The following is a 24567-nucleotide window of genomic DNA, read 5'->3' as shown; positions in this document are numbered from 1 at the left end:
CGGCGTTCTGGCGGATCGTTCCGCCTGGAATTCGGTTATTTCTTGGCGTTCTGCTTCGCCACCGGCTCGCCTTTGGACTGGACATCGGCGATTGTCGAGCACGGGTCAGTCACTTTGGTGCTGCCATCGGGCTTTCTTCAACTATTGTCAATCATGTCGGCATGGGACCAGCGCGCAACGGCATCACGAGTTCGTTGGCGCCCTGTGACGGGCGGCCAACCAGATCAGAGTGGTCCTTAGCGCGAAAAAACAACAAATGACGTTGTCGGTCAGGGCGTCCTGGCCAATCGTTCCGCCGACAATCCGGTTATTTCTTGGCGTTCTGGTTCGCCACCGGCTCGCCCTTGACGCGCACATCGGCGATCGTCGAGCGCAGCGCCGTAACCTTGGTGCCACCGCCGAGATCAATCTCGAGCTCGTTGTCGTCGATCACCTTGGTCACCTTACCGACGAAACCGCCGCCAGTGATGACCGTGTCGCCGCGGCGAACCGCCGCCAGCATCTCGCCGCGCTTCTTCAACTGCGTGCGCTGCGGCCGGATGATCAGAAAATACATGATCACGAAAATCAGGACAAACGGCAAAATGCTGATGAACATATCCGGGGAGGTGCCGACGCCTTGGGCATATGCCGGTGTCACGAACATCGAAGTACTCCTGAATTTTGAAAAACAGCCGCCAAACGGGTAATTTGGCGGCCCCGTGAAATTTGGCCGGAATATAGTCGGTAAAGTTGCCAATGCAACTGCGGCCGAGCATTTCAGCTGCTTTTCCGGCTGGTTGAGCCGTGTTAGAGCATGGTCCCGAAAGATGGAGCGCGGTTCTCGGAAAAGACCGTGCCCTAACAAAAGGTTGGAGCCGGTTCCGAAACCGCCGGAATCAATAGGTTCCGTGCCTTCCTGAATGCAAAAACAAAAGACAAGAATGACCGACAGCACCATCGAAGCCCTGAACAAGAAGCTCGACCGCCTGATCGAGGCGGTCGCCCGCCTCGCCCCTCCCCTGGTGCCGGAAACCGATCTCGGCGGGGCCGACTGCTTCGTCTGGCAGGCTGTTCCCGGCTATCTGGAGCCGGTGCGCAAGGTCAACCGCGTCGACATCGGTCTGATCCGCGGGGTCGACCGCGTCCGCGACATACTGGTCGACAACACCGAGCGTTTCGCCTCCGGTTACGCAGCCAACAACGTGCTGTTGTGGGGCGCACGCGGCATGGGAAAATCCTCGCTGGTCAAGGCCGTGCATGCGGCGGTCAACGCATCGGCAAAGCTGGACCTGCCGCTCAAGCTCATCGAGATCCACCGCGAGGACATCGATACGCTGCCGAAGCTGATGGCGCTGCTGAAGGCGGCGCCTTACCGTTTCATCCTGTTTTGCGACGACCTCTCCTTCGACCACGACGACACGTCCTACAAGTCGCTGAAAGCGGCGCTCGAAGGCGGAGTCGAGGGCCGCCCGGCCAATGTGATCTTCTACGCCACGTCGAACCGGCGGCACCTTCTGCCGCGCGACATGATCGACAACGAGCGCTCGACCGCCATCAACCCGTCGGAAGCGGTCGAGGAAAAAGTCTCGCTCTCCGACCGTTTCGGCCTCTGGCTCGGCTTCCACAAATGCTCGCAGGACGAGTATCTCGATATGATCGACGGATATGTCCGCTATCACGGTCTTGCCATCGATCCCGAGACGCTGCGCGCCGAGGCGCTGGAATGGGCGACGACGCGCGGCAGCCGATCGGGCCGCGTCGCCTGGCAGTACACCCAGGATCTGGCGGGCCGGCTCGGCAAGTCGCTCCAAGATTAGACCATGATCCCGAAAAGTGGACCCCGGTTTTCGGACAAGATCATGGTCCGGAAAAGCCACTGAAAAAGCCCGCCCCTTGCGGAGCGGGCTGAGTCGGCGGGCCGGACTGGAGGTCAGGCGGCGCGCAATCGCTTTTCTTGTTCTATTCAAGATAGGTCGAAGGATCGACTTCTTTTACTCAAGATAGGTCGAAGGATCGACCGGCGCCGAATTCTTGCGCACTTCGAAATGCAGTTTCGGCGAGTCGGTGGTGCCGCTCATGCCGGACTGCGCGATTTGCTGGCCGCGCTTGACCTTCTGGCCGCGCTGGACCTCGATCGAACGGGCATGGCCATAGACTGTGACCAACCCGTTCTCGTGGCGCACCAGCACCGTATTGCCGAATTCCTTGAGGCCATCGCCGGCATAGATGACGACGCCGTTCTCGGCCGCCTTGACTGGCGTTCCTTCCGGCACGGCGATGTCGACACCGTCCTTGCCGCCGCCAAAGCTTGAGATCACGCGGCCGCGCACCGGCCAGCGCATCTTGCCGATACCGGTGGCGTTCGGCGCGACCGCGTCGTCGTCCTCGGCCTGCTGGATGACCTTCGCATCCTTCTTCGGCGGCGTGTAGGCGGCGAGCGTATCCGACGGCGTGGTCTTTGCCGCAGGCGGGGTAGTGGCAGTCGTTACCGGATCGACCTTTGCCGGCTTAGCATTTGCCACCGTCGCGGTTCCGCCGGCCGGCACCCTCAAAGTCTGGCCGATCTTGAGCAGACCGTCCTGCATGCCGTTCGCCTGCTTCAACGCAACCACGCCGACACCGGTCTTCCTGGCGATGGCCGACAGCGTATCACCCTGCTGGACGATGTAGGGGCCACCGGCACCGGCCGCCTTCGGTGCGGCGTCCTTCGGCTGGCTTGCGGCGGCCGATCCATCCACCTGCACGGCGGACTTGCCCTCCTTGAGCTTGGGCTGCTGCGGCAGCACGGCCACCATCTCCGGCGTCTTGCCCGGCAAATCGTGCTTGGTGTCGTTCGCGGGCCGGGCGTCGGCAAGCTTCGGCGCCGGTTTCTTGCCCGAATAGGCATAGGCCGGGATGACAAGCTTCTGGCCGGCCTTCAGACCGTTGGTCGCGCTTAGCCCATTGACCTTCATAAGCGCGTCGGCGGGCACGCCGTAGCGCCGCGACAGGCCGGAAATGGTCTCGCCGTCCTTGACGATGATCTCGGTTGCACGTGGTTCGCCGCCCGCCGTCGCCATGCGCGGAGCATCGGGCTGTGACTCTTTGAACGGCTTTGCCACGGTTCCGGTCGCAGTCCGGTCGACCCGGGGAGCGGCTGGCGCCGAAGCGGTGCGGGCCGGACTGGCGGCGGGCGCCGACGCGGTGGCCGGCTGCGACTGGTCGACCGGCGGCAATTGCTGGGTCGTGACCGGTTCGAGGCTCGAACGGCTTACCGACTGGGTGTGGCTGCCGTCGAGCGGCGCGGCCGAAACCGCGGCATCGCCGGGATAGGGCTGGGCGGCGTCCTGCTTGTCGATGATGGCGCGCTGATTGTTGGTCGACGACGTGAAGACGTCATCGACGCTGTTGAACCGCGAGACTTGGGAACTGCATCCCGCCGCGGTGCCCGCAACGATCAGGACGGCGATACCCCGCGCCAGGTTGCGTCCGTTTGCCTTCAAAATACTGAATTGCATCGCATTTTACCCGCAGATACCCGGTACAGACTGACCGTGATTAAAGCGCGTTAATGTTACTGGTCGGTTAAACCTCTAGAATCAGATGCAAATTTTCTTAAAATATTTAAAGTTGCATCGGACGGGAGTGATTCAGCTCGGGTAAGCCGGAGACGGACCAGACAGGTGAGTTGCGGGCATCACCTGAATATCGACAGATCCTAGATGACGGCGGCTACGCTGCGCAGGATCGGCTGCAGGCGTACGAGACCGATGTCCTCGCGTTCGAAGCGGCTGCCGACCTTGGTCAATTTGGCCAGTACCTGCTCGCCCTCCTCGGGTCCGATCGGGGCGATAACGATGCCGCCGCTCGACAATTGATCGAGCAGGAAGCGCGGCAGGCTGTCGAAGGCCGCCCACGCGACGATACGGTCGAACGGCGCTTCACTGGCCAGTCCGTTGGAGCCGTCCGCCTGGCGCACGATGACATTGCCGATGCCGAGCGCCTCGAAGCGCTGTTTGGCCTGCTCGACCAGCGTTTTGTAGCGGTCGATTGTGACGACCCGCGCTGCGAGCCGCGACATCACCGCCGCCGTGTAGCCCGACCCGGTGCCGATCTCGAGCACCCGGTTGCCCGGCTCGATGGCAAGTGCTGCGATCACCGCGGCTTGCAGATCGGCGCCCTCGATCGCCTCGCCGCATTCGATCGGCAGCATGCGATCCGACCAGGCGATCGGATGGAACTGTGCGGAAAGCAAGCCGCGCCGCGGCGTCGCCTCGAAGGCGGCGATCAGCGCCTTCGGCACCACGCCCTTGCCACGCAGGCGGAGCAGAAAAGCGGCGAAGCCTTCGCGGTCATCGACCGTCGGACCATGGTTCAGGTTCATGCAAGCGCCTTGGTCAGTTGATCGCGAATTTCATGCGCTGTGAGATCGAGCTGCAGCGGCGTCACCGACACCAGCCGATTGCGCATGGCATAGAGATCAGTGCCTTGCTTGCCCTCGACCGGCTCTCGGCCGAAGCGCAGCCAATAGTAGGGAAGCCCGCGGCCGTCGCGGCGCTCGTCGACCCACAGGCTATGGACGAGCTTGCCTTGCGAGGTGACGACCGTGCCGGCGATCTCTTCGGGAAGGCAATTGGGAAAATTGACGTTGAGCAGCACGCCATCCGGCAGCAGCATGGCCACCAGCTTTTTGAGCAGCGCCGGCGCCAGCGCCTCGGTGGTCTCGTAAGGAACGACGCGATCCTCGCCGAGATAGGAATAAGCCTGGCTGAGCGCGATCGAGCGCACGCCGAGCAGCGCGCCTTCCATGGCGCCGGCAACGGTGCCCGAATAGGTAACGTCGTCGGCGATGTTGGCGCCGGAATTGACCCCGGACAGGATCAGGTCTGGTGCTGCGGGCAGGATTTTTTTCACGCCCATGATGACGCAGTCGGTCGGCGTGCCGCGCACGGCAAAGTGCTTTTCGCCGATTTTTCTCAGGCGCAGCGGCTCCGAGATAGACAGCGAATGCGCATAGCCGGACTGATCCTGCTCCGGCGCCACCACCCAGACATCGTCCGACAGCGTGCGGGCGATGCGTTCGAGCGATGCAAGACCCTCGGCATGGATGCCGTCATCATTGGTCAGGAGGATGCGCATATTTCGATTCGATCTTTTCTAGACCGCCCATGTAAGGCCGAAGCGCTTCAGGAATGGTTACGCTGCCATCCTCATTCTGGTAGTTTTCGATGACAGCAATAAGGGCGCGGCCGACGGCGGTGCCGGAACCGTTCAGCGTGTGGACGAAGCGGTTGCCCTTGCCGTCCTTGTCCTTGTAGCGGGCATCCATGCGCCGCGCCTGGAAATCGCCACAGACCGAGCAGGACGAAATCTCGCGATAGGCGTTCTGGCCCGGCAGCCAGACCTCGATGTCATAGGTCTTGCGCGCGCCAAAGCCCATGTCGCCGGTGCACAGCGTCATGGTGCGGAACGGCAGGCCGAGACGCTTCAGCACCTCCTCGGCGCATTCGGTCATCCGCTCGTGCTCGGCAAGCGAGGAGTCCTGGTCGGTGATCGACACCAGCTCGACCTTGTAGAACTGGTGCTGACGCAGCATGCCGCGCGTGTCGCGCCCGGCCGAGCCTGCTTCCGAACGGAAGCACGGCGTCAGCGCGGTATAGCGCAGCGGCAGTTTTTCATGCGGCGTGATGTCTTCGCGCACGAGATTGGTCAGCGGCACTTCGGCGGTGGGAATGAGGCCGAGCCTGCCGTCTCCATGCGGAGCGAAGAAGAGATCCTCCTCGAACTTCGGCAGTTGCCCGGTGCCGAAAAGAACTTCGTCGCGCACCATCAGCGGTGGCTGGATCTCCTCGTAGCCATGCTCGGTCGTATGCAGATCCAGCATGAACTGGCCGAGCGCGCGCTCCATCCGTGCCAGTCCGCTCTTCAGCACCGTGAACCGCGAACCGGACAGTTTCGCCGCCCGCTCAAAATCCATCATGCCGAGCGCTTCGCCGATCTCGAAATGCTCCATCACCCAGTTCGGGCGGGCCGGCACCTCGCCGACGGTGCGCTTGACGACGTTGTCGTGCTCGTCCTTGCCGACCGGGACGTCGTCGAGCGGCACGTTGGGCAGCACCGCCAATGCGTCGTTCAGCGCCTTGTCGAGCTCGCGTTCGCGCGCCTCGCCATTCTGGATGAAGGCCTTGATCTCGCCGACCTCGGCTTTCAGTTTTTCGGCAAGGGCGGCGTCGCCCGAGCGCATGGCGTTGCCGATTTCTCTCGAGGCGGCGTTGCGGCGCTCCTGCCTGGTCTGCAGCTCGGTCAGATGTTCGCGCCGCGCCTCGTCCCTGGCGATCAGATCATCGACCGCGGACTGCGCCTCCGCAGCCGGCCACGAGCGCTTCTGGAGCGCCTCGACAAGGGCCTTCGGATTGTCGCGAATCCATTTGATGTCAAGCATGGTCGGTTCGTCCTCAAGTAGGATAGAGGGGGGGCGTAAACCGCATCCTTGACCGATGCAAGATGTGAAGGTCGAGTTCCTTCGCGCCCCCCTCTGTCCCGCAAACCTGAAGATAAAGGTCTCAGGCAGCCTACGTCGAGGACGCGTCCGCGGCCTTTTCGGCCGCCGCTTCCGCAGCCTCCCGCTTCTCGCGCGCCAGACGTTCCCGTTCCTTGCTGCGCTCGATCAGCCGGGCCGACCAGATCGAGACCTCGTAGAGAAGGATGGTGGGAACGGCCAGGCCGATCTGGCTTATCGGGTCGGGCGGTGTCAGAATAGCCGCGACGACGAAGGCGATAACGATTGCCCATTTGCGTTTTTCGACCAGCGCCTCGGACGACAGCATGCCCACCCGCGTCATCAGGCTCGTCACCACCGGCAACTGGAACACCAGCCCGAAGGAGAAGATCAGCGTCATGATCAGGCTGAGATATTCCGACACTTTCGGCAGCAGGGAAATCTGCACCTGGTCGTCGGTGCCGGCCTGCTGCATGGCGAGGAAGAACCACATCACCATCGGCGTGAAGAAGAAATAGACCAGCGACGCGCCCATCAGGAACAGGATCGGCGAAGCGATCAGGAACGGCAGGAAAGCGTTGCGTTCATTCTTGTAGAGGCCGGGCGCGATGAATTTGTAGATCTGGGTGGCGATCAGCGGAAAGGCGATCACCATGCCGCCGAACATCGCCAGCTTGACCTGGGTGAAGAAGAATTCCTGCGGCGCCGTGTAAATCAGCTCGACCTTGTGCGGGTCGAGCCCTGCCCATTGGGTCGCCCATTTGAACGGGATGACCAGCAGGTTGAACAGTTGCTTGGCGAAGAAGAAGCAGAACAGGAAGGCGATGAAGAACCCGCCGATCGACCACATCAGCCGCCGGCGCAACTCGATCAGATGCTCCATCAGCGGAGCCGCCGATTTATCGATCTCGTCCTTTTCCGAAATGCTCACTTGGCGGCTCCCGCCGTCTTTTTGGCGGCTGCAGCCGGCTTCTTCACCGCTGCCGGTGCAGGCTTCGGCTCGGCTTTTTTAGCGGCGGTCTTTGTCACAGCAGGTTTTGCCGCCGCTGCCGCTGGTTTCGCTGCGGCCTTGGAGGCCGGCATCGTTTTCGCTGGCGCACCCTTCGTCTTCGCCGCCGAGGCCTTTTGCGATGCAGCCGGCGTCGCCGTCGCGACAGGCGGTGTCACCGAACCATCGGTCATCGCCGGAAAGGTCGGCGCTGCCGGCGCCGCTTCCGGGGCATCGACGCCCGGCAGCACCGTCGCGCCATTCTTCGGCTCGGTATCCTGCGGGCTCGAAGCAGCCGGCGCGACCGGGTCTGCGGCCGGCTTCGGCTTCATCACCGCGTCGACGCCTGAACGGACGTCGGCCGCCGCCTGCTCGAACGGGTTGAGCTGTTTCCTGATCTCGGCGGCCGGGTTGAGGCTTCTGAGTGAATCGACCGACTTCTTGACGTCGTCAAGCTCGGCCTCCTTCAGCGCATCGTTGAACTGTTTCTGGAAGTCGGCTGCCATGCCGCGCATCTTCGCCGTCGTGCGGCCGAAAGTGCGCAGCATCTTGGGCAAATCCTTGGGCCCGACGACCACGATCATGACGATCGCGATCACCAGCATTTCGGTCCAGCCGATGTCGAACATGGCGATACGTTCCGACTAAAGTTTTGGGCTCAGCTCTTGCTGGCCTTTTCCTTCGCTGCCGAAACGGTTTCGTCGGCACGGTGCTCGACGGTGCGCTTTTCCTCGGCAACCTCGTCGTCGGCTATGCCCTTCTTGAAGCTCTTGATACCCTTGGCCATGTCACCCATCAGCTCGGGAATTTTGCCGCGACCGAACACCAGCAGCACGATCACCAGCACGATCAGCCAATGCCAAATCGAAAATGAACCCATCACAATCTCTCTCGAAAGTTTTCTCTGACGATGATCTATGCGCTTTCGCGCCGGGATTCAAACACAACCGCAACAGAGTTTATAAATGAGTGGCCGAAGTCACGCACTTTCGGCGCCCCGGCCCGCTACCAATCGGCGCAGCCGCTGAATACCAATCGCTTTCGGCACGTCGTTCGCGGTCAATCTTCCTCGACGCGCGGCGTCAACAGGCCGAGTTCCTCAAGGTCGATGTCGGTCAGCGGATCCTCGTCGTCGGTCAGCGCATCCGGGTCGGCCGGCGGCAGCGGAATGGAAAAATTCGACGGCATGCGGCCCGAAAGCAGCCCAGCACCCTTCAATTCCTCTATGCCGGGGAGATCGCGGATCTCCTCCAACGCAAAATGGTCAAGGAAGATGTCGGTGGTGCCGTAGGTGACGGGACGGCCGGGCGTGCGGCGCCGGCCGCGCATCTTCACCCATTCGGTCTCCATCAACGTGTCCAGCGTGCCCTTCGAGGTCTCGACGCCTCTGATATCCTCGATCTCGGCGCGCGTCACGGGCTGGTGGTAGGCGATGATCGCCAGCACCTCGAGCGCCGCACGGGATAGCTTCTTCTGCTGCACCGTGTCGCGGCTCATCAGGAAAGCGAGATCGCCGGCGGTGCGGAACGCCCAGGCATCGCCAACGCGCACCAGATTGACGCCACGCCGCGCATAAATCTGCTGCAGTTCAGCCATCGCCGCGGCAATATTGATGCCGTCGGGCAGGCGCGCGGCAAGCTGCTTTTCGCTGACCGGCTCGGCGCTGGCGAAAACGATCGCCTCGGCCATGCGCACGGCTTCCGCCATATGCAGCCGCTCGCCAGGATTCTGGGACAGGTTCTGGGCCTGACTTTCTGCCGGCACCTCGGCGAGCACGCCGTCTTCGGTCTCGTCGTCGACCTTGAAAGGAATGACCGAAGCGTTGGCGCGCTCGCTCATGATGCCACCTCAACTGCCCTGATGCCTTGCGCACGGCCGCGCAGATAGAGCGGCGCGAACACCTCGTCCTGCCGCATTTCCACTTTGCCTTCGCGCACCAGTTCCAGCGTCGCCGCAAACGAACTGGCAATCGCGGTACGCCGCTCGTCCGGGTCGGTCAGATATTCGACCAGGAAACTGTCCAGCGCCGTCCAGTCGGCAAGCGTGCCGATCAGCCTGTTCAGGATGTCGCGCGCATCCTTGAGCGACCACACACCGCGCCTGGCGATCGTCACATTGGTGATCGCCTGCTTCTGGCGTTGCGCCGCATAGGCGGTCAGCAGATCGTAGAGCGAGGCCGAATAAGCGTTGCGTTTCTCGACGATGACCATTTCCGGCATGCCGCGGGCGAACACGTCGCGTCCGAGCCGGTTGCGGTTGACCAGGCGTGCCGCAGCGTCGCGCATCGCTTCTAGCCGCTTCAACCGGAATTGCAGCACCGCCGCCAGTTCCTCGCCGCTTTCACCGTCGTCGCCGGGTTGTTTGGGGATCAAAAGCTTCGACTTGAGAAACGCCAGCCACGCCGCCATCACCAGATAGTCGGCGGCAAGCTCCAGCCTGAGCGCCCTCACCTTCTCGACAAAGGCCAGATATTGCTCGGCCAGCGCCAGGATCGAGATGCGCGACAGATCGACCTTCTGATTGCGGGCAAGATGCAGCAGAAGATCGAGCGGGCCCTCGAAACCGTCGACATCGACGACCAGCGCGGGATCGCCGGTCAGCCGCGAATCGTCGTTCTCGGCCCAAAGACGGTCCATCGGTGCGGCCTTGCCGGCCTTACTTTCCAACGTTTCCGCCACTTGCTGTCGCGTCCTTTGCTTCTATCTTCTTGTTTGACCGTGATCTGTTCGGAAAAACCGGCTCTCACTTTTCGGGATCATGGTCTAGGCCACCGCATCGAAATAGGCGGCGAATTCGGCGCGTATCTCGGCTTCATCAGCCCGATCGCGGTTCTTTATATAGGTCAGTGCCCGTTGCGCGCGTTGCAGCGACGTGCCTTCAAGCCCGGTTGTGCGCGACGCAATGCCGACCATCTCCTCGAAAACGCCGTTGCAGTGAAGGACCAGATCGCAGCCCGCCGCAAGGATCGCCGCCGCCTTTGTCGGGAAATCCCCAGAAAGTGCCTTCATCGAGGTGTCGTCGCTCATCAGCAGCCCGTCGAAACCGATTTCGCCGCGGATGATCTCGTCGATGACCTTGCCGGAGGTCGTGGCCGGGTTCTTCGGGTCGATCGCGCTGTAGACGACATGCGCCGTCATCGCCATCGGCAAATGATTGAGCTCCCTGAACGGGGCGAAATCGTGCCGCTGCAAGTCGCTCATCGAGGCATCGACGGTCGGCAGTTCGAAATGCGTGTCGGCAAAGGCCCGTCCATGTCCGGGAATATGCTTCATCACCGGCAGCACGCCTCCCGACATCAGGCCCTCCGCCGCGGCGCGGCCCAGTTCGATGACAGCGCGAGGCTCCTTGCCATAGGCGCGCGCGCCGATGACGTCGTTGGCGCCCTCGATTGGCACGTCGAGCACTGGCAGGCAATCAGCCGTGATGCCGTAGCGCAGCAGGTCGAAGGCATGCAGCCGCGCCATCAGCCATGCTGCGCGGTTGCCGGCGTCGTGGTCGTTGCGCCACAAGGCGCCGAGCGCGCCACCGGCCGGATAATTCGGTGCCAACGGCGGCCGCAGGCGCTGCACACGGCCGCCTTCCTGGTCGATGAACACCGGGGCGTCCGGGCGCTCGACACAATCGCGCATCGCGGCAACCAGATCGCGGATCTGCTCGGCCTCGCCGATGTTGCGCGCAAACAGGATGAATCCCCACGGGCATTCGCTGCGATAGAAATTGATTTCGTCGCGTGTGAGCGATTTCCCGGCGCAGCCAAGGATCATGGATTTTGATTCGGTCATGGGCGGGAGTTTAGAGCTTCACGCAGACAAAGGGAATCGCATCGAGCCACATCGCTTGAGCCGGAATCCCTTCCACACAAAGAACTCCTTCCAGATAGAAAACCGGCGCGGTTGTGACCGCGCCGGTTCATTCGGCCCAAGGGCGGGAGATTTGAGAATGGTTACCGCGACACGAAACAGTTGCCGCCGGCCGCCTTGTAGTTGGTGCACAGGTTGATCGCATCGTTACGCGACTTCGCCGGGACCCGGACGCGATAGAACGTTCCCTTGCCGGCGATCTCGGCTTTGACGATGTTGGCCGTGTGGCCGGAGAGCACGCTGCCATAGCGACGCTGCAGATCCTGATAGGTCGACTGGGCGCTTTCGACGGTCGGCTGCGAGGCGATCTGCATCGACCACGAGCCACCGCCGGTCGAGGCCGCCGCCGGACTGATCGACGCAACCTGGTCGGGCTTGACCTCACCGACGACGTCGACCGGCTGGTCGGACGGACGCTGCGGCGCCACCGGAACCGTGGCCGGCGTGTTGGCAGGCTGGGTGGTTTGGGCTTCAGCCTCAGCCGTGGGCGCGGCCGCCAGATTGAATGCTTCCGGCCTGGCGGCTTCCGGCGCGGCGGTTTCGGGCCGGTCGCCGGCCACTGGGTCGGCGCCCAACAGGTCGCCACTTGCCTGGTCGGCAACAGACGGTACGGTACCGGTCTGCGCCGCGTCGCCGGCCTGACCCGCCGGGCCCACAAGCTGCGGCGCCGGATCGACAGGCTCGACGGCAGCCACCTGCGATGCCGCAGGCGCCGGATCCTCGCGCGCAACCAGTGAACCATCCGGCTTGACCACCATGGTTCTCACCTTGCGTGGCGCAACGGCGACGACATCCGGCTCGATGCCCTGCTCGGCCTCTTGCAGAACCTGGGCGATACGATCCTCGGACTTGGGTGCCGGCGCGGCGGCGACGTCGGCATTCCCGGCCGCTTGCCTGCCGCCGGCCGCTTGCGTGCCGCCGGCCGCATCGGCGGCTTCAGCCGTGTCGATGTCGTCGGGCGAAAGATCGACCACACGGCTCTGCGGCGGTTCTTTGGCCGCCACGTCCACCGGCTCTTCGGTGTTGGTGACCAGTTTTTCCTGGACCGGTTCGGCAGGCCTCGCGCCGCCCTTGGCCACGGCGTCGTAAACCTTGTTGTCCTGGTTCGGCACGACGCTGCCACCCGGGTTTTCCGGCCTGACCTTGATCGGTGCGTTGTCCGCCTTGACGATGACCGGCGCATCGGTGCCGCCGTTGCCGCCGAAAGACAGCGCGAAGGCGCCGAGACCGCCGGCGAGCGCCACGGCGCCGACGACTGCGGCGACCAGCAGGCCGCGGCTCCGGTGCCTCGCGGGCTCCTGCACGGACAGGCCTGGAACCGACATGGCCTCATCCAGTTCGGGGTCGTAGTCGAGTTCGTCCAGGCCAAAGTCGTTGGCTTGCGCTTGCGAAACCGGCCGGCCGCTGGGCAAGTCGCCCAGATCGAAGCCGTTGGCGGCATCGGCATAAGACGCACTGACGGGCGCTTCTGCGGGTCTCGCCGCATAGGTCCGCGTTTCAACGCGGTCGGGCTCATAGCCTGACTGGAACCCGGCCGCTGACTGGAAACGGGCCCCTGACTGGGAACCGGCCCCCAGCTGGAGTCCGGCCCTCGGCTCGAATCCGGCCCCCGGCTTGAATCCGGCCCCCGGCTTGAATCCGGCATTGTAGGATTCGTCGTCATACGCCGCGCTGCGCGCCGGGGCGGCAGCGACGTCCACGGCACTCATTTCCGTGAGAAGGCTGGCGAACTCGGTATCGAGGTCGTCATAGGCAGGCGCCGGCGGTTCGTCTTCATTGAAGTCGAGTTCCGGAATATCGAGGTCGTCGGCCAGCGCTACGACGCGCTCGGGCACATCGACCGTCTCGACATCGGGCATCTCGTCATATGCAGAAGGCTGTTCGCTTTGCGCTGGCGCAGGTGCCGCATTTGCGGCATCGCCTTCGGCCGGTTCATCCTGATAGGACGGTGCCGCAGCCATTGGCGGTGTCGTTGCTTCTGTGGTCGCCGAAGCCGTCGGCTGGGCCGCAAAGGCAGGCTGCGCCTGTGCGACCGGCGTTACGCGGCTCCACGAACGGGCCGGCGCAGGCGTGGCGGAGGGTGCCGCCATCCAGCTGAGCGAATCATTCGGATCCTGCTGTGGAGCGGCGGCCGCAACGTCATCGCCATGATCCAGACCGATGTCCTTGGCGAATGCGGCGTGCAATGCATCGTCGTCGAAATCGATATCAGCCGGTCCGGCAGCATCTTCAGCGCCGAAATCCTGGCCGTCGAGCCCGTCGAGGAGAACGGTGTCGAGATCGGCGTCGGCGGCCTGAACCGCGTCATCATTCGGCTGCTCCGATAGGTCCTGCTCGTCAAGGCTCCAGACCAGTTCGTCGGTGGGATCCAATGGTTTGTCGGCGGCTTTTCCAGCCACGGCTACAGGTTGCTGAACCATGGCGGGTTCATTGGCCACGGACGCTGCCGCGTGGGCAGTCCGTGTCCTCATGGTGCCCAACAGCGCGTTCAATTCGTCTTCGAGGCTCCGCTCCTCAGCGACGGGGGCTACCGGCTGGGCCACGGCAGCTGGTGCCGTCGGTTGGGCTGCAACGCCGGGAGGCTGCGTAGCCGGCTCCTCGGCTTCCTCGGCAAGCGCGTCGTCGAAGCTCAATTCAAAATCGTCGTCGAACGCATCTTCCGGGGTCGCGGCGGAAGGCTGGTCCTTGGCGGCGATAGCCTCCGGTTCGTCAATTTCTGGCTCGTCGATTTCGACCGGTTCAGCCGTGCGGATGTCGAAATCCATGTCGACGTCATCCATGGCGACGTCGGCCATCGTGTCGTGGTCGGCAAAGTCCTCATCGGACTCATACGAAACGGCCCGAATAGGCGCAGCAGGAGCTTCAACAGCAGTCTCCACCGGCTCATGCTCGTCGAGCATCAGATCGTCTTCGAGCGAGCTTGCGACGGCGTTGTCGAATTCATCGTCGAAGGCGGGTTCGGCGGCCGCGGGAACGTCGGCGGCTTCGGCAGACTGTTCCACCGGCACGGGCTCATCGAGCATCAGCTCGTCTTCGAGCGAGCTTGCGACGGCGTTGTCGAATTCATCGTCGAACGCGGGTTCGGCGGCCGACGCGGCGGAAGTCTGTTCGGCCTCGTCCGCCGTATCGTCGTCCAGCCGGAAATCCTGTTCGAGCGACGCGGCAAGCTCGTCGCTCACCGGTAAATCGTCTTCGAATGGCGACACGTCTTCGAGCGAACTGGCGAGCGCATCGTCGAGATCGTCGTCGAAAGCAGCTTCAACAGCCGGCGTGGATGCTCCGGCAACGCCAGGGCGCACATCGTCGGCAGCAACGGCATCGGCGGTTTCGTCTGCCACATCGTCGTCGAGCAGGAGATCCTGCTCGAGCGACGCGACAAGCTCGTCGTCCCCAAGCCCGTTGTCCATTGGCTCAGTGGCAGGCGCGTCGAAAGCCGGCTCGCGAAGCTCGGTTGCGCCGCCATTGTCGTCGGCGCCGAATTCGCCCATCAACTCCTTCTCGAGGTCGATGTCGAAGTCGCCCTCGTCCGCCGGCTGACTTGCTGCAGCCGCCTTTGGCTGGGCCTGCGGCTTGACCGGCTGGCGCGGGTCGAACCCCATGATCCTGGTCAGTTCCGCGAACGGATCATCGTTGGCGATATCGTTTTGGGCGGCTGCTCTCAGCTGGGTTCTGTCTGCCATTATTGTTCCCGAACTCGCACTCATTCGGACGCCGTGGACGTCGCGCAGGGTTGGCCCTTACCAGCGCAATGTGGGCAAAAGGTGACAGGTTTTTTAGTCAAACCTAACGCATTTCGGTGGGCGCATCGGCTCCGATCAGCGTCAGGCCGGACGTCAAAACGTCCGAAACAGCCTGCACCAGCCCTAGTCTGGCATGCGTCAATTGTCGGTCGTTAACCTTAACAAATCGTAAGTCGGGATTCTCGGTGCCGCGGTTCCAATGTCCGTGGAAGCTGGAGGCGAGATCGTAGAGGTAGAATGCCAGCCGGTGTGGCTCGAGCGCAAGTGCCGCGGATTCGATCAGCCGCGGATATTCCGCAAGCTTCCTGATAAGGCCTATCTCGCCTTCGTCGGTCAGCGAAGCGGTGGCGGCGGCCAGCCGATTGCGGTCGAAATTGGCCTCGCCCAACTGTTCGCTCGCTTGCCGGAACACCGAATGGCAGCGCGCCGAAGCATACTGCACGTAGAACACTGGATTGTCCTTCGACTGCTCGGTCACCTTGGCGAAGTCGAAATCGAGCGGCGCATCGTTCTTGCGGTAGAGCATCATGAAGCGGATCGGGTCGCGACCGACCTCCTCCACCACTTCGCGCAGCGTTACGAAATCGCCCGACCGCTTCGACATGCGCACCGGTTCGCCCTCGCGAAAAAGTTTTACCAACTGGCAAAGCAGCACGGTAAGCTTGACCTCGTCGCCGGAAATCGCCCGGGCGAGCGCTTCCAGGCGCTTCACATAACCGCCATGATCGGCGCCAAGCACATAGATCAGCTCGACGAAACCGCGATCGACCTTGTCCTTCAGATAGGCGACGTCCGCGGCGAAATAGGTGAAGGTGCCGTCCGACTTGACCAGCGCCCGGTCCATGTCGTCGCCGACCGCTGTCGAGCGGAACAGCGTCTGCTCGCGATCCTCCCAATCGGCCGGCTTCTCGCCCTTGGGCGGCGGCAGCTTGCCCTTGTAAATATGGCCCTTGAGCGTCAGGTCGTTGATCGCCGAGCGGATTTTCCGGGCGTTGTCGGCGTGCAGGGTGCGCTCCGAGAAAAAGACGTCGTGATGCACGTTGAGCAGCGCCAGATCCTCACGGATCATCGCCATCATCGCGTCGATCGTCCTGTCCTTGGCAATGGCAAGCGCTTCTTCGTCCGGCATCTGCAGCAAGGAACGGCCAAATTCGCTGGCCAGAGCCTGACCGACCGGTACGAGATAGTCGCCTGGATAGAGCCCGGCAGGAATCTCGCCGATATCGTCGCCCAGCGCCTCGCGGTAACGCAGTATGGCGGAGCGGCCGAGCACGTCGATTTGCGAACCGGCGTCGTTGATGACATATTCCTTGGTCACGTCGTAACCGGCGAAAGCCATCAGATTGGCGAGCGCATCACCCACCACGGCGCCGCGGCAATGGCCGACATGCATCGGTCCGGTAGGGTTGGCCGAGACGTATTCGACATTGGCCTTCTTGCCGCCGCCTACGGTCGAGCGGCCGTAATTGCGGCCTTCGCCGAGCAGCGCAGTCAGGTGCACCTGCCAGAACGCGTCCTTGAGCCTGAGATTGACGAAGCCCGGACCGGCAACGTCTGCAGCGGCGATGTCGGTGTCGGCGCGCATCGCTTGCGCCAGCCTTTCAGCCAGTGCGCGTGGGGACTGGCCGGTCGGCTTGGCCAGCACCATTGCCGCATTGGTCGCCAGGTCGCCATGGCCGGCGTCGCGCGGCGGCTCGACGGCGATGCGCGACAGGTCCAGCAAACCGCCGTCCTTGTCTTTCAACTCAAGCGCTTCGACGGCTTTTATAATTCGCGCGTTGAAATCGGCGAAGATGTTCATTGGCGTGGCTCTGGCGCTGGCGGCTTTGCGGGTATCCGGCTTATTGGCCGGAAAATCGAGCCCCGCCTAGCTTAATTCAGGCGTATGGTCAAACAAACGGCGGTGTTCCTTCAAAGCGTAGGTATCCGTCATGCCCGCCAGGAAATCGGCGACGCTGCGCGCCTTGATGCGATCGTCAGCCCGGTCGAGCCCTTCGCGCCAGCCGTCGGGCATGGCGCGTGGATCGGCGAGATAGGCCTCGAACAGGTCGTTGACGATCTGCTCGGCCTCGTTGCGCACGCGCATGACTTCGCTGTGCCGATAGAGATGCTTGTAGAGAAAGGCCTTCAATTCCTTTTCGAAAGCAGCCATTTCGGCTGAAAAGGTGACCATCGTCTCGCCTGCCGCCCTCACCGCGTCGGCGCTGTCCGGCTTGATGCGGGCCAGGTTCGCGTTGGTCGAAACGATGACGTCCTCGACCATCATCGTGATCTGCCGGCGCATCAGTTCGTGCCCTGTCCTCACATCATCCAGCGCCGGATAGCGCTGACGCACGCCGTCGAGGATCGAGCCGGGCAGAGAAACCTTTTCCAGCATGTCCAGCTTCAGAAGGCCCGACCTCAGGCCGTCGTCGATATCATGGGTGTTGTAAGCGATGTCGTCGGCGATCGCCGCGCACTGCGCCTCGATGCCGGCGAAGCGGTCGAGTTCGAGATCGTGCAGCTCCGAATAGTCGCGGATCGCTTGCGGCACCGGCCCCTTCAGCCCGTTTCCGCTGGCGTCGGTCAGCGGCCCGTTGTGCTTGACCAGCCCCTCCAGCGTCTCCCAGGTGAGGTTCAGCCCGTCGAATTCAGCATAGCGGCTCTCCAGCCGCGTCACCACGCGCAGCGACTGTGCATTGTGGTCGAAGCCGCCCCAGGCCGCCATCTTCTCGTTCAGCGCGTCCTCGCCGGTATGGCCGAAGGGCGTGTGACCGAAATCGTGCACCAGAGCCACCGCCTCGGCTAGGTCCTCGTCGCCGCACAGCGCCCGCGCCAGGGCGCGCGCGATCTGCGCCACCTCGATCGAATGCGTCAGCCGGGTACGGTAGTGGTCGCTCTCATGCGCGACGAACACCTGCGTCTTGTGCTTCAGCCGGCGGAACGCCGTCGAATGAATGATGCGGTCGCGGTCGCGCTGGAACGGCGTTCGGGTCGGGCTCTCCACCTCGTCGAACAGCCGCCCGCGCGACTTTGCCGGATCGCAGGCATAGGCGGCGCGCGGCCGATAGCCGAATCCGATGTCGCCCAACTCATTTGTCATCGCCCCAACCAATTTTCCATAGCCAATGCCGCAGTTGACTTGCCCCCTCGTGCTTCATACCTATCATGTGAAACCGAAAGCAAGGTGACGCCCATGGGCGCTGATGCCAAGACCGCTATGAAAGTCGAGATGACCGACGCCGCCGCCAGTCGGATCGCCAAGATTATATCTGGCGAAGCCGGCAAGACGGCGCTGCGCGTTTCGGTCGAGGGCGGCGGCTGTTCCGGCTTTTCCTACAAGTTCGACCTGGTTGACACCCGCAACGATGACGACGTCGCCATTGAGAAGGACGGCGCCACCGTGCTGATCGACGACCTCTCGCTGGTCTATATGGGTGGCTCGGTGATCGATTTCGTCGACGATCTGATGGGCCAGTCGTTCCAGATCAGGAACCCGAATGCGGTCGCCTCGTGCGGCTGCGGCACCAGCTTCAGTATTTAGAGAATGCCTACCATTAGCGCGGTCCGTCAGGTCGCGCTTTCAGCCGGGCGCGATCTCGATGCAACGCTGGCGTTCTGGCACGACGTGCTTGGCATGACCGTGCACGTGCGCTTCGATCCGCCTGGCATCGCCTTCATCATGGCCGGCGATGTGCGGCTGCTGTTCACCGATGGCCTGCCGGCCGGCACCGTCTATCTCGATATTTCGGGCCTTGACGATTTCCACGCCTCGGCAAAAGCCGCCGGTGTTCCCTTCACTGCGCCGCCGATGCTCGTCTATCGCGATACCGAGGGCCTGTTCGGGCCGGCGGGGGAAAGCGAATGGATGGCCTTTCTAAAGGACCCGGCAGGGAATACGATCGGCCTTGTCGAACGTCATCCGCCGGAACAGCCCTGAGGCCGCCATGAAAATCGTCACCTGGAACATCAATGGCGTTCGGGCGCGTATCGGCAATTTGACCCACTGGCTGACGGAAAGCGCGCCCGATATCGCCTGCCTGCAGGAGATCAAGACGGTCGACGAGCAGTTTCCGCGGGCCGAGATCGAGGCGCTTGGCTACAACGTCGAAATCTATGGGCAGAAGGGTTTTAACGGCGTCGCCATCCTGTCGAAGCTGCGTTTCGACGAGGTTATCAGGGGCCTGCCGGGCGACGATGCCGACGATCAGGCGCGTTTCATCGAGGGCGTGTTCTCGACCGATAAGGGCGCATTGCGCGTTGCCTCGCTCTATTTGCCGAACGGCAACCCGATCGATGACGAGAAGAAGTTCTCCTACAAGCTGTCCTGGATGGCGCGGCTGGAGCGCTGGGCCGAGGAAAGGCTCGCGCTCGAAGAGGCGCTGGTGTTGGCCGGCGACTACAATGTCATCCCCGAACCGATCGATGCGAAATTTCCGGAGAACTGGCTCAGCGATGCGCTGTTCCAGCCGCAGACCAGGCAAGCGTTCCGCCGGCTGAAGAACCTCGGCTTCACCGAAGCCGTGCGCGCGGTCACCGACTCGCCGGACATCTTTACGTTCTGGGATTATCAGGCCGGCGCCTGGCAGAAGAACAATGGCATCCGCATCGATCACTTGCTGCTCTCGCCCGAGGCCGCCAATCGCTTTTCCTCGGCCTCGATCGAAAAGCACGTGCGCGCCTGGGAAAAACCCTCTGATCACGTGCCGGTGGCCGTCGAACTGGCTTTTGCGCCAATCTGATCATTTTGGGGCCCGAACCGCCGGACTCCCGGCTGATAGACCGTCATATCGCCACAATCGGGGTTTCCGCTGCAATCCGGGTTCGGCCGGGGTTCAGGATGACGACCAGGTTTGCGATTTGCTCATGTGCCGCCGCGCTCGCCCTCGCGGCGACGTCGGCGTTTGCCGATCCTGCATGCCTGGCCAACGGAACGTCATTCCAGATCGGCCAGGTCGCCTGCCTGACGCTTTCCGGCCGGAGCCATCTCGCCCGCTGCGACATGGTGCTCAACAACACGTCGTGGACAAGAATCCGGGACGATTGTCCTAAAACCACGCTAGCGCCGCCGGCCACGCCGATTTCAACGCCGGAGTCCGGTCTGGTTCCGACGAAACCGACCGAGAATTGATCTCGACTTTTTCGAGATCCCCAACCTTGCTGACAATTGACCCAGTCTTTCCTGGCTGTTGGCTTCGTGCTGGCTTCGTGACTACTGGTCGCCGCCACCCTTGGTGAGGATGTCGTCGGCCAGCGAAATCGCGGTGCGGCGGTCAGCCTCGCCCGCGGCGGCAAACGCCTCTTCCTGCATGCCGCGTATCCATGGCTGGTCGGAAGGCGCGGCCCGTTCAAGCGCCGCGGTCATCATCGCCAGCCCCCGAACGATCTTGCCACTCTGGAAGAGCAGGTGACCGAGCGTCGCCTGCGCGCCGGCATGGCCCTTTTCCGCAGCGAGTTGGAACCAGCGTCCGGCCTGCTTGATGCTCGCCTTGACGCCGCCCTTGCCATTCAGGAAGATCTGGCCCATCTCGAACTGGGCATTCGGGTTGCGGTAGTTGGCGGCGGCGCGCATGTAGTACTCCTGGGCCGCCACCTCGTTCTCTTTGATCGGGCTGCCGGGGATGCCCTTCCTCAGATAGTCGCCGAGCGCCACGAGCGCATCCGAGACATAGCTCTCTTCCGGCGAACCGGGCTCGACGTCCTGATCGACGATCTCGCTGAAGAACTTGAACGCCGCGTAGTCGTCACGCTCCACGCCGTCTCCCTCGGCATACATGCGCGCCAGCTTCCAGGTGGCGCCGATCTGGCCGTTTTCGGCCGCGTATTTATAAGCCTCAGCAGCCTGCTCCTTGCGGCCGTTCTTATAGGCGGAGAAGCCGAACTGGAACACCGCCCACGGGCTGGACTGCGGCTTCACGCCGGTCTTGTCGTCGAACACCTTGTCGTCGAAGGCCATGGCCTGGCCCGCGGCGCCCAAGGTCGCGCCAAAAGTGGCGATCGCGACCAGTGCCGAAAAGACAGACAACCTCAGCAACTCAGATATCCGCATAACAATGTGTTTCTCTCGCACCACCGGGATGGGTGACCGCCCCATCGCGGGCAGGCCCTACCGTTTGTGCATATTTCCAGATCGCGCCCGACTGATAGTCGGTCGCGCGCGCCTTCCATGCCTTTGCCCTGGTCGCCAGTTCGGTGTCGGACAGCGCCACCTCGATGGTGCCGTTCACCGCGTCGATCGAGATCAAATCGCCATCCCTGAGCAGCCCGATCGGGCCACCCACGGCGGCTTCCGGCCCGACATGGCCGATGCAGAAACCGCGTGTCGCGCCCGAAAAACGCCCGTCGGTGATGAGAGCCACCTTGCCGCCCATGCCCTGGCCATAGAGAGCCGCCGTCGTCGATAGCATTTCGCGCATGCCCGGACCGCCGCGCGGTCCCTCGTAGCGGATCACGAGGACCTCGCCTTCGCTGTAGCTGCGATCCGTAACCGCCTGGAAACATTCCTCTTCCGAATCGAAGCAGCGCGCCGGACCAGAGAATTTAAGCTCCGACATGCCCGCGACCTTCACGATCGCGCCTTCGGGGGCAAGGTTTCCCTTCAAGCCCACGACGCCACCCGTTCGGGTGATTGGTCGGTTGGCGGGACGGACCACATCCTGGCTATCATTCCAGGCAACGTGCTCCATATTTTCGGCTAAAGTGCGGCCGGTCACGGTCAGGCAGTCGCCATGCAGGTAGCCGTGGTCGAGCAACGTCTTCATCAAGAGCGGAATGCCGCCGGCCTCGAACATGTCCTTGGCGACATATTTGCCGCCCGGCTTCAGGTCGGCGATATAAGGCGTCTTCTCGAAGATACTGGCGACGTCGAACAGGTCGAACTTTATCCCCGCCTCATGCGCGATCGCCGGCAAATGCAGCGCTGCGTTGGTCGAGCCGCCGGTGGCCGAGACCACGGTCGCCGCATTCTCCAGCGCCTTCAGAGTGACGATGTCGCGCGGGCGGATATTCCTTGCGATCAGCTCCATGATCTTTTCGCCGGAGGCGAAATTGAAGCGGTCGCGCATCTCATAGGGCGCCGGCGCCCCGCAGGAATAGGGCAGCGCCAGCCCGATGGCCTCGGCGACGGTGGCCATGGTGTTGGCGGTGAACTGGGCGCCGCAGGAGCCGGCCGACGGACAGGCGGCTTGTTCGATTTCGAGGAGTTCGGCGTCGCCGATCGTGCCGACCGAGTGCTGGCCGACGGCCTCGAACACATCCTGCACGGTGATCTGCCGGCCCTTGTAGGAACCAGGCAGGATCGAGCCGCCATAGATGAAGATCGACGGCACGTTGAGCCGTACCATGGCCATCATCATGCCGGGCAGCGACTTGTCGCAACCGGCAAGGCCGACCAGCGCATCGTAGCAATGGCCGCGCATGGTGAGTTCGACCGAATCGGCGATGACCTCGCGCGACACCAGTGACGATTTCATGCCCTGGTGGCCCATGGCGATGCCGTCCGTGACGGTGATGGTGCAGAATTCGCGCGGCGTGCCGTGAGCCGCGGCGACGCCCTTCTTGACCACCTGCGCCTGGCGCATCAGCGAGATGTTGCAGGGTGCCGCCTCGTTCCAGCAGCTCGCGACACCTACCAGTGGCTGCGCGATCTCGGCCGCCGACAAGCCCATCGCATAGAGATAGGAGCGGTGCGGCGCACGCGCCGGACCGACGGTCACATAGCGGCTGGGCAGCTTGGCCTTGGAGATGACTCTGGCGTTCATACTCTTCCCTTGCCGCGGGCGGTGCGACCTGCCCCATGCCGAGCCTTAGCGCGTGCCCTGAGACGAATTGGAGGTGCGCCGGGTTTATGGCGGGAAGTAGGCAATGTCGGCGGGCGCCGTCGTGGCGCGAGGGTTGTTCAGAAACTGTTGCCAAAACATCACGATCGCGTGAGGTAGAGGGAAGCGGCGTCGTTGCAACGCCGCTTGGTCGCCGGGAAGCCCCTCGAGCAAAAAGGCCGGGCATCGCCCGGCCTTTTGCTATTGAAAACAGAAGTTTAGAACTTTACCTTAACCGAAGCTGAGCCGGCAAGGAGCAAATCATCGTCATATGTGTAGGTGATGGCATTTGCGGTGTCGCCAGCACCGGTGAAGGTCGACGATCCGCCGGTCAGAACACCGATCGAGCCACCAAGTCTGACCTCGATCTTTTCGTTCGGCGAATAGGAAATGCCGCTGGCCACGGACCAGGTGTCCGACTGATAGCCGGAGGTCGTCGAGGTTCCACGATCCCAGGTCAGCGAAACCGCGGCCGATAATTGGTCGGTGAACTTGTGCGCTATGCCGCCCGAAACCGTCCAGCCGTCGCGATAAAGCAGGTCGAAGGAAACGGGCGAGTCTGGGGAGCCAGGTATGCCGCCGGTTACAGGGCTGCGGACACCTTGGATCGGAATGATGCCAAGCTTGCTCCATTCCTGCCAGCGGATAGAACCAAACGCCAGCCAGCCAGGCGCTATGCCGCTCTGCAGCTTGAGTTCCACAGCTTGGGGTATTTCGGCCGAGGCGGAAACAGGGAACACCCCGGTAGAGCCTGGAACCAGATCCGCCGGAAAGGCGCCCCTGAAACCGGTCGAGTCGACGGTTCCCGACAGTTCGTCATATTTGTAGCTCGAAGAGTAGACCAGGCTTGCGCGCAAGGCGATTTCGGGAATTTCATAGGCGGCACCCACGCGCCAACCCCATGCCTCATCCGAAAGCTGGAACTTGCCGAGGCCGGTATTGCCGAAGGCCAGCAGTGTCTGGCGCGACAGAAACGCATCGACCTCCTGGTAGGAAACGCCGCCGATAAACCGGAAGGTGCCCTTGCCGACATTTACCTTGTAGGAGCAGGTTAGGCCGAAATCATTTGTTCTGACGTAGTATTCGACCGCTGATGGCGAATAGGCGTTGTTCATTCCGAAGTCTGCCTCCGCACCATACGGTTCCGTATAAGTCGCGAGGCAATCCACTGGTTCGAAAATATTGGCCTTTATACCGATGCGCGGCACCGCATAGTCGCCGCCGACATCCACTGACGAAGACGACAACGCAACCGGGTTTGGCGGGGAATCCAGGCGCTGCACATTCTTCAGTGTGCGCTGTGGCGAGACATAGGTGACGCCGGCGTCGAACGAATATGGCGCGGCATCGAACAACTGGTCGATGTTGACACCGCCCCGGTCGAAGCCGCCAGCGTTGGCAACGCCTGACATCAACAGCGAAAAGCACCCCGCCCCCAGCAGCGCTTTTAGACGCAAATTGTTCATGAATCTCCTCCCCTAGTACGAATGGACTAAGCTAGACCCAATTCAGGTTAACGGCGCAACAACGAATTCTCGATGCGTACATGTACGCCTCCACCGACCGCATTTCAGACAAAGTGACAGCTCCACAGCAGAGCCGGAAAGCGGCTCGTTTGGCTGCAAATCGACAAAAAATTCAGAAAATTTGCCTGGAACGACGCCAAAACGAGATGTTTTGCGAAGACGAGGCCCCATTGTTACATTATGGCAACAATGGGGCT

General features: G+C 62.6%; 22 protein-coding genes. 5 read left to right on the top strand and 17 right to left on the bottom strand.

Features of this window, described 5'->3' with window-relative positions:
- Positions 1 to 307 precede the first annotated feature (307 nt).
- Complete coding sequence (yajC, locus tag NMG70_RS16280; RefSeq protein ID WP_065007771.1) at positions 308 to 646, bottom strand: preprotein translocase subunit YajC; 339 nt, start codon at positions 644 to 646, stop codon at positions 308 to 310.
- Positions 647 to 923: 277 nt separating this feature from the next.
- On the opposite strand from yajC, the gene NMG70_RS16275 reads away from it, so the two are divergent.
- Positions 924 to 1799, top strand: coding sequence for an ATP-binding protein (locus tag NMG70_RS16275; RefSeq protein WP_254025492.1), 876 nt, complete (start codon positions 924 to 926; stop codon positions 1797 to 1799).
- Between the two features lie 174 nt (positions 1800 to 1973).
- Here NMG70_RS16275 and NMG70_RS16270 read toward each other — a convergent pair whose 3' ends face one another.
- From NMG70_RS16270 to NMG70_RS16210, 13 genes are all read right to left on the bottom strand, one after another.
- Positions 1974 to 3479 (bottom strand): peptidoglycan DD-metalloendopeptidase family protein, encoded by a 1506-nt coding sequence (locus NMG70_RS16270; protein ID WP_254025491.1) that lies wholly within the window; start codon positions 3477 to 3479, stop codon positions 1974 to 1976.
- 200 nt (positions 3480 to 3679) lie between these two features.
- Positions 3680 to 4345 carry a protein-L-isoaspartate(D-aspartate) O-methyltransferase gene (locus tag NMG70_RS16265; RefSeq protein ID WP_254025490.1) on the bottom strand — a complete coding sequence of 222 codons (666 nt, stop codon included), beginning with the start codon at positions 4343 to 4345 and terminating at the stop codon, positions 3680 to 3682.
- Complete coding sequence (gene surE, locus NMG70_RS16260; RefSeq protein WP_254025489.1) at positions 4342 to 5100, bottom strand: 5'/3'-nucleotidase SurE; 759 nt, start codon at positions 5098 to 5100, stop codon at positions 4342 to 4344. Before surE ends, NMG70_RS16265 begins: the two co-directional genes overlap by 4 nt.
- On the bottom strand, positions 5078 to 6403 hold the full coding sequence (serS, locus tag NMG70_RS16255; RefSeq protein ID WP_254025488.1) for a serine--tRNA ligase: 1326 nt from the start codon (positions 6401 to 6403) through the stop codon (positions 5078 to 5080). The genes surE and serS overlap by 23 nt, the downstream gene beginning before the upstream one ends.
- 130 nt (positions 6404 to 6533) lie before the next feature.
- On the bottom strand, positions 6534 to 7343 hold the full coding sequence (gene tatC / locus NMG70_RS16250; RefSeq protein WP_254016834.1) for a twin-arginine translocase subunit TatC: 810 nt from the start codon (positions 7341 to 7343) through the stop codon (positions 6534 to 6536).
- A 44-nt stretch (positions 7344 to 7387) separates the two neighbouring features.
- Complete coding sequence (tatB, locus tag NMG70_RS16245; protein WP_254025487.1) at positions 7388 to 8077, bottom strand: Sec-independent protein translocase protein TatB; 690 nt, start codon at positions 8075 to 8077, stop codon at positions 7388 to 7390.
- A 29-nt stretch (positions 8078 to 8106) separates the two neighbouring features.
- Entirely contained in the window at positions 8107 to 8328 is a 222-nt protein-coding gene (locus NMG70_RS16240) for a twin-arginine translocase TatA/TatE family subunit (protein WP_254025486.1), read from the bottom strand.
- A gap of 179 nt (positions 8329 to 8507) precedes the next feature.
- Positions 8508 to 9287 carry an SMC-Scp complex subunit ScpB gene (gene scpB / locus NMG70_RS16235; protein WP_254025485.1) on the bottom strand — a complete coding sequence of 260 codons (780 nt, stop codon included), beginning with the start codon at positions 9285 to 9287 and terminating at the stop codon, positions 8508 to 8510.
- Positions 9284 to 10084, bottom strand: coding sequence for a segregation and condensation protein A (locus NMG70_RS16230; protein WP_254025531.1), 801 nt, complete (start codon positions 10082 to 10084; stop codon positions 9284 to 9286). The genes scpB and NMG70_RS16230 overlap by 4 nt, the downstream gene beginning before the upstream one ends.
- Before the next feature lie 126 nt (positions 10085 to 10210).
- Positions 10211 to 11230 (bottom strand): beta-N-acetylhexosaminidase, encoded by a 1020-nt coding sequence (gene nagZ, locus NMG70_RS16225; RefSeq protein WP_254025484.1) that lies wholly within the window; start codon positions 11228 to 11230, stop codon positions 10211 to 10213.
- Between the two features lie 161 nt (positions 11231 to 11391).
- The gene (locus NMG70_RS16220; RefSeq protein ID WP_254025483.1) at positions 11392 to 14988 is read right to left on the bottom strand and encodes an SPOR domain-containing protein; all 3597 of its coding nucleotides are present in this window, start codon (positions 14986 to 14988) and stop codon (positions 11392 to 11394) included.
- 103 nt (positions 14989 to 15091) lie between these two features.
- Positions 15092 to 16849, bottom strand: a complete 1758-nt coding sequence (argS, locus tag NMG70_RS16215) for an arginine--tRNA ligase (protein WP_254025482.1) — start codon at positions 16847 to 16849, stop codon at positions 15092 to 15094.
- A gap of 66 nt (positions 16850 to 16915) precedes the next feature.
- Positions 16916 to 18130 carry a deoxyguanosinetriphosphate triphosphohydrolase gene (locus NMG70_RS16210; protein ID WP_254025481.1) on the bottom strand — a complete coding sequence of 405 codons (1215 nt, stop codon included), beginning with the start codon at positions 18128 to 18130 and terminating at the stop codon, positions 16916 to 16918.
- Between the two features lie 93 nt (positions 18131 to 18223).
- Between NMG70_RS16210 and erpA the strand changes: the two genes are divergently transcribed.
- The 4 genes from erpA to NMG70_RS16190 all read left to right on the top strand — a co-directional run bounded on the left by erpA (position 18224) and on the right by NMG70_RS16190 (position 20158).
- On the top strand, positions 18224 to 18571 hold the full coding sequence (gene erpA / locus NMG70_RS16205) for an iron-sulfur cluster insertion protein ErpA (protein WP_254025480.1): 348 nt from the start codon (positions 18224 to 18226) through the stop codon (positions 18569 to 18571).
- A 3-nt stretch (positions 18572 to 18574) separates the two neighbouring features.
- Positions 18575 to 18967: a VOC family protein gene (locus NMG70_RS16200; protein WP_254025479.1), complete on the top strand. Its 393-nt coding sequence runs from the start codon at positions 18575 to 18577 to the stop codon at positions 18965 to 18967.
- 7 nt (positions 18968 to 18974) lie between these two features.
- Positions 18975 to 19769 carry an exodeoxyribonuclease III gene (gene xth / locus NMG70_RS16195; RefSeq protein ID WP_254025478.1) on the top strand — a complete coding sequence of 265 codons (795 nt, stop codon included), beginning with the start codon at positions 18975 to 18977 and terminating at the stop codon, positions 19767 to 19769.
- 98 nt (positions 19770 to 19867) lie between these two features.
- A complete protein-coding gene (locus tag NMG70_RS16190; protein ID WP_254025477.1) occupies positions 19868 to 20158 on the top strand; it encodes a hypothetical protein in 291 nt (96 codons plus the stop codon).
- An 81-nt stretch (positions 20159 to 20239) separates the two neighbouring features.
- On the opposite strand, the gene NMG70_RS16185 is transcribed toward NMG70_RS16190, so the two are convergent.
- The 3 genes from NMG70_RS16185 to NMG70_RS16175 all read right to left on the bottom strand — a co-directional run bounded on the left by NMG70_RS16185 (position 20240) and on the right by NMG70_RS16175 (position 24310).
- Complete coding sequence (locus NMG70_RS16185) at positions 20240 to 21076, bottom strand: tetratricopeptide repeat protein (protein ID WP_254025476.1); 837 nt, start codon at positions 21074 to 21076, stop codon at positions 20240 to 20242.
- Entirely contained in the window at positions 21063 to 22787 is a 1725-nt protein-coding gene (gene ilvD, locus NMG70_RS16180) for a dihydroxy-acid dehydratase (protein ID WP_254025475.1), read from the bottom strand. Before ilvD ends, NMG70_RS16185 begins: the two co-directional genes overlap by 14 nt.
- A gap of 275 nt (positions 22788 to 23062) precedes the next feature.
- Positions 23063 to 24310: an OmpP1/FadL family transporter gene (locus tag NMG70_RS16175; RefSeq protein ID WP_254025474.1), complete on the bottom strand. Its 1248-nt coding sequence runs from the start codon at positions 24308 to 24310 to the stop codon at positions 23063 to 23065.
- Between the last annotated feature and the right edge of the window lie 257 nt (positions 24311 to 24567).

The sequence above is a fragment of the Mesorhizobium ventifaucium genome (assembly GCF_935822925.1).
GTDB classification, from domain to species: Bacteria; Pseudomonadota; Alphaproteobacteria; order Rhizobiales; family Rhizobiaceae; genus Mesorhizobium; species Mesorhizobium ventifaucium.
The sequence above is the reverse complement of the archived record's forward strand: the minus strand, read 5'-3'. Positions and strand labels throughout refer to the sequence as shown.